Origin of the sequence: Candidatus Sodalis sp. SoCistrobi, from assembly GCF_900143145.1 — a bacterium.
Classification (GTDB): domain Bacteria; phylum Pseudomonadota; class Gammaproteobacteria; order Enterobacterales; family Enterobacteriaceae; genus SoCistrobi.
This window is the reverse complement of the sequence record NZ_FRDB01000245.1, coordinates 1-4,125: the sequence shown is the minus strand read 5'-3', so window position 1 is coordinate 4,125 and position 4,125 is coordinate 1. Positions and strand designations below refer to the sequence as shown.

The following is a 4,125-nucleotide window of genomic DNA, read 5'->3' as shown; positions in this document are numbered from 1 at the left end:
TGCTCATGCTGAGTTTCCAGCACTAGATTAACTGCCCGTTCACGGACTTCCGGAGAGTAACGTTTGGTCGTTGTCATAGAGACCTCCACTTTTAAAGTATAGACTCTAATTTATCCGGGGTGATTCAGCCAGCGGCGTCGTGAGGTAACCGATCGGGATATCGCTAACGCCTGGCAACTGCGCACGCGTCAACTGGCGTGTTTGCAGCGCCTGGCCAGTTGGCGGCTGAACAAGGCCCGTGAGCGTGATATGGCGGTCAATTTCGTCGTCCGCGAAGAGCATCTGTGGCAGGTGGCGCGCTATATGCCGGGGTCTCTTGGCGAATTGGAACAGCTTGGTCTGAGCGGGCCCGAAATCCGCTACCACGGCCGGGCCCTTCTGGCCAAGGTGCAAGAGGCGCAGGCCCTGCCGGACGAGGATTTGCCCGCCCCGGTATTGAACCTTATCGACAGTCCCGGCTATCGGCAGATGTTCAAAGCGCTGAAAGAGCAGATCCAATTGACGGCCTCCAAGACGGGGCTCAGCGTCGAATTGCTGGCGTCGCGTCGTCAGATTAACCATTTAATCAGCGTAGCATGGGGAGTAACGTCGCCTGCGCGGGAACCGGAATTAATCAGCGGCTGGCGCGGCGCGCTGTTTGGCGCGGAATTACGGGCGATATTACGTCAGGACAAGAACGAAACGCACCTCTAAATGGCAGGTGGCACGGACGCCGGACCTGCGTGACCGGCGCGGGATCACGGGCGATTAGGGCGTCAGGACGAGAGCGAAACGCGCCTCAAGATAGCACGGGATCGTTAACGCCGGGCGTCAATGGCCGGCGGCGGGATCAGAACACTTTAGCGTCAGGGCGAGAGCAACACGCGCTCGTGTAGGGCAAAAAACCTGTGCTCGCCGGGCATCAATGGCCGGCGGCGGCCTTATGGCGTCGGGCTAACAGTTACGCGCGGACGGGACTTCCCGTCCCGGCGTCAGCGCGAACATCAGGCATCAACGGACGGTGTGTGCCGCCACAGGCCCGGGCGCGCAGCGCCAGCGGCTGGCGCATAATGGCAGACCCCCTGCCGGTGAGCAGGAGGAACGTCAGGCGCCGACGGCTATTTGGTACTTTCTTCCGTTTCCGGCAAGGTCACATTCAGCTCCAGGATAGAGATATCCCCATCCTTTTTCTCCAGCTGCACCGAGAGCATTTCGGGGTCGATTTGCACATATTTGCTGATGACCTCAAGCAGGTCACGTTTCAGCTGCGGTAGATAGTGCGGTTCGTTATCGCCTCTGCGCCGCTCGGCCACAATGATCTGCAGCCGTTCCTTGGCTATATTGGCTGTCGATTTTTTACGGGAGAGAAAAAAGTCAAGCAATGCCATGGTTTATCCCCCAAACAGGCGTTTCAGGAATCCCTTCTTCTCTTCTTCGATGAAGCGGAAGGGACGTTCTTCTCCTAACAGGCGATCAACCATATCTGAATAGGCCTGGCCAGCATCAGATTCCTCGTCAAGAATCACCGGCTCACCCTGGTTGGAAGCCCGTAACACCGATTGATCCTCAGGGATCACACCTACCAGAGGAATGCGCAAAATATCAATCACATCTTCCATGCTGAGCATATCGCCGCGGTTGACGCGTCCGGGATTGTAGCGGGTCAGCAGCAGGTGCTCTTTAATCGGCTCCAGGCCATTTTCGGCGCGGCGCGATTTGGATGACAGGATGCCCAGAATACGGTCGGAGTCACGCACCGACGAAACTTCCGGGTTGGTCGTGATAATGGCTTCATCGGCAAAATACAGCGCCATCAGGGCACCGGTTTCAATACCGGCCGGTGAATCGCAGACGACAAAATCGAATTCCATGGTGCCTAAATCATTCAACACCTTTTCCACACCCTCTCGGGTCAGGGCATCTTTATCCCGCGTTTGGGACGCCGGCAGGATATATAAATTCTCGGTCCGTTTATCTTTAATCAGCGCCTGATTGAGCGTAGCATCACCCTGGATGACATTGACGAAGTCATAGACCACCCGGCGTTCACAGCCCATAATCAAATCAAGATTTCGCAGCCCGATATCGAAATCGATCACTACGGTTTTCTTTCCTTTGCGGGCTAAACCGGTAGCGATGGCCGCGCTCGATGTGGTCTTGCCAACGCCCCCTTTACCCGAAGTAACAACTATAATGCGTGCCATAAATGGATTCCTTGTCAAGGGCTAAATTAAAGGATGAATGGTAAGCGTGCCGTCCTGCAGACATAAACGCGCGGCTTTGCCTGCAAACGCGGCCGGTATTTGATCGCTCAGCCAATACTGGCCAGCAATTGATACGAGTTCGGGGGAGAGATGGGTACAGAAAATCTGGCACTCTCCGTCGCCCGACGCACCGGCCAGCGCGCGGCCCCGCATCATGCCATAAATATGAATATTGCCGTCGGCGATTAGCTCGGCGCCGGCGCTGACGCTGCTGGTGACAATCAGGTCGCTGTTGCGGGCGTAAATTTGTTGCCCGGAGCGCACCGGCGTGTTGATAAGCCGCGTTTTGACCGCCGCCGGCGTTGGGGCGGGTACCTGAGCGACGCTGCGCTTCGGCGCTTTGCCTTCGGTCAGTAGCGGCAGCCCGCTGCGCACCACGGCCTGTTTGAGTTTACTGTCGCTGCAGCCGCTGACGCCGACGACGTGCAAACCGGTGGCCAGCACCGCCTGCGACACGGACTCCCAGGGGGTGTCACGACCCAGACCGGCGACGTTGATGACCACCGGCGCATTTTTCAAAAATCCAGGTGCTTGTTCGACTTTTTCTTCTATCGCCCGACGGATTTCCTCTGGCTGCGCATCATGCACATGAATTACCGATAAAGTAAAATTACTGCCTTTCAACTCAATTGGCGTTTGCGACATCTATCCTGACTCAGTCTTAGCACGTGTAATTTCCCGTTTCGTCACGGGAGGCGATATTCCGTAGTACTGCATGCATGTTATAGTTACCGCTATATACAGGCAAGACACCAGACCACGTAAATAGAGTAAAAAATATGTTTTGTGTGATCTATCGAAGTTCAAAACAGGATCAAACCTATCTTTTTGTCGAAAGGCGAGAGGATTTCACCCGCGTTCCGGCCGACTTAATGGCACACTTCGGCAAACCGCTATTCTCAATGATTTTACCCTTAGACGGTAGCAAAAAACTGGCTTCTGCGGATATAGGAAAAGTAAAAGAATTACTTAAAGAGCAAGGGTTCTATCTTCAAGTCCCTCCGCCGGTGGAAAATTTATTGACCCGGCATCAACGCGCTGAAAAAAAACCTGATCATTAACCCATGTATTAACGCGGCGGAATAACCACCGTCGCATCCTGGTGGCTGAATCAATTATGCCCAAGGCGATGTCGCCCTTTGCCCTGACAGCAGCAACCTGCTGTTTCGCTACAGTCTAAACGACAACGCTATGTGACTAATGGGTGACAACGTCACTTTTATAGATGCCTTCTCTCCGTCTTTCACTCAAAAAACCCAGGGCGTTTTTAGGTTCGGTACGGGACGACGGCCGGTCGGGCGCCAACCCAGCGGCGGACAACGAGCCGCTTGTCGTCGGACGACGGCCGGTCGGGCGCCAACCCAGCGGCGGACAATGAGTCGCTTGCCGCCGGGCGCCGCCGGTAAGGCGCCTACCCAGCGGCGGAAAATGAGCCGATTGCCGTCGGACGCTGACCGGTAAGGCGCCTACCCAGCGGCGGAAAATGAGCCGATTGCCGTCGGACGCTGACCGGTCAGGCGCCTACCCAGCGGCGGAAAATGAGCCGATTGCCGTCGGACGCTGACCGCTCAGGCGCCAAATCAGCGGCGGAAAATGAGCCGCTTACTGTAGGGCGCCGGCTGCCCTGTTGTTCCCCGCGAGCAGGGTATGCGGCTTCAATACACCCGCGCATCATCGCCGCCGCCAACGGTGGCATTAGCGGCTCTTGTGACCAAGACATCGGCGCCTGTTATGACGCGATATCACCGCCGCTCTTGAATCACCCCGGATAAATTAGAGTCTATACTTTAAAAGTGGAGGTCTCTATGACAACGACCAAACGTTACTCTCCGGAAGTCCGTGAACGGGCAGTTAATCTAGTGCTGGAAACTCAGCATGAGCA

4 protein-coding genes and 1 pseudogene are annotated in these 4,125 nt (G+C 55.8%); 2 read left to right on the top strand and 3 right to left on the bottom strand.

Going from position 1 to position 4,125, the window contains the following annotated elements; genetic code table 11:
* Positions 1-129 precede the first annotated feature (129 nt).
* Positions 130-693: pseudogene (locus CINSTRO3249_RS13640) on the top strand (HRDC domain-containing protein); the annotation flags it as partial.
* A 404-nt stretch (positions 694-1,097) separates the two neighbouring features.
* Here the strand turns inward: CINSTRO3249_RS13640 and minE are convergent.
* The 3 genes from minE to minC are packed head-to-tail and all read right to left on the bottom strand — an operon-like array spanning position 1,098 to position 2,888.
* Complete coding sequence (minE, locus tag CINSTRO3249_RS13635) at positions 1,098-1,367, bottom strand: cell division topological specificity factor MinE (RefSeq protein WP_074013669.1); 270 nt, start codon at positions 1,365-1,367, stop codon at positions 1,098-1,100.
* Between the two features lie 3 nt (positions 1,368-1,370).
* Complete coding sequence (minD, locus tag CINSTRO3249_RS13630; protein WP_074013668.1) at positions 1,371-2,183, bottom strand: septum site-determining protein MinD; 813 nt, start codon at positions 2,181-2,183, stop codon at positions 1,371-1,373.
* A 21-nt stretch (positions 2,184-2,204) separates the two neighbouring features.
* Positions 2,205-2,888, bottom strand: a complete 684-nt coding sequence (gene minC, locus CINSTRO3249_RS13625; protein WP_074013667.1) for a septum site-determining protein MinC — start codon at positions 2,886-2,888, stop codon at positions 2,205-2,207.
* 134 nt (positions 2,889-3,022) lie between these two features.
* Here minC and CINSTRO3249_RS13620 point away from each other — a divergent pair, with 134 nt between their 5' ends.
* On the top strand, positions 3,023-3,304 hold the full coding sequence (locus CINSTRO3249_RS13620; RefSeq protein WP_074013666.1) for a YcgL domain-containing protein: 282 nt from the start codon (positions 3,023-3,025) through the stop codon (positions 3,302-3,304).
* The last annotated feature ends 821 nt before the right edge of the window (positions 3,305-4,125 follow it).

Coding starts and splice junctions, on each gene's coding strand:
- minE (WP_074013669.1), bottom strand. CDS start 1,367: ATGGCATTGCTTGACTTTTTTCTCTCCCGTAAAAAATCGACAGCCAAT.
- minD (WP_074013668.1), bottom strand. CDS start 2,183: ATGGCACGCATTATAGTTGTTACTTCGGGTAAAGGGGGCGTTGGCAAG.
- minC (WP_074013667.1), bottom strand. CDS start 2,888: ATGTCGCAAACGCCAATTGAGTTGAAAGGCAGTAATTTTACTTTATCG.
- CINSTRO3249_RS13620 (WP_074013666.1), top strand. CDS start 3,023: ATGTTTTGTGTGATCTATCGAAGTTCAAAACAGGATCAAACCTATCTT.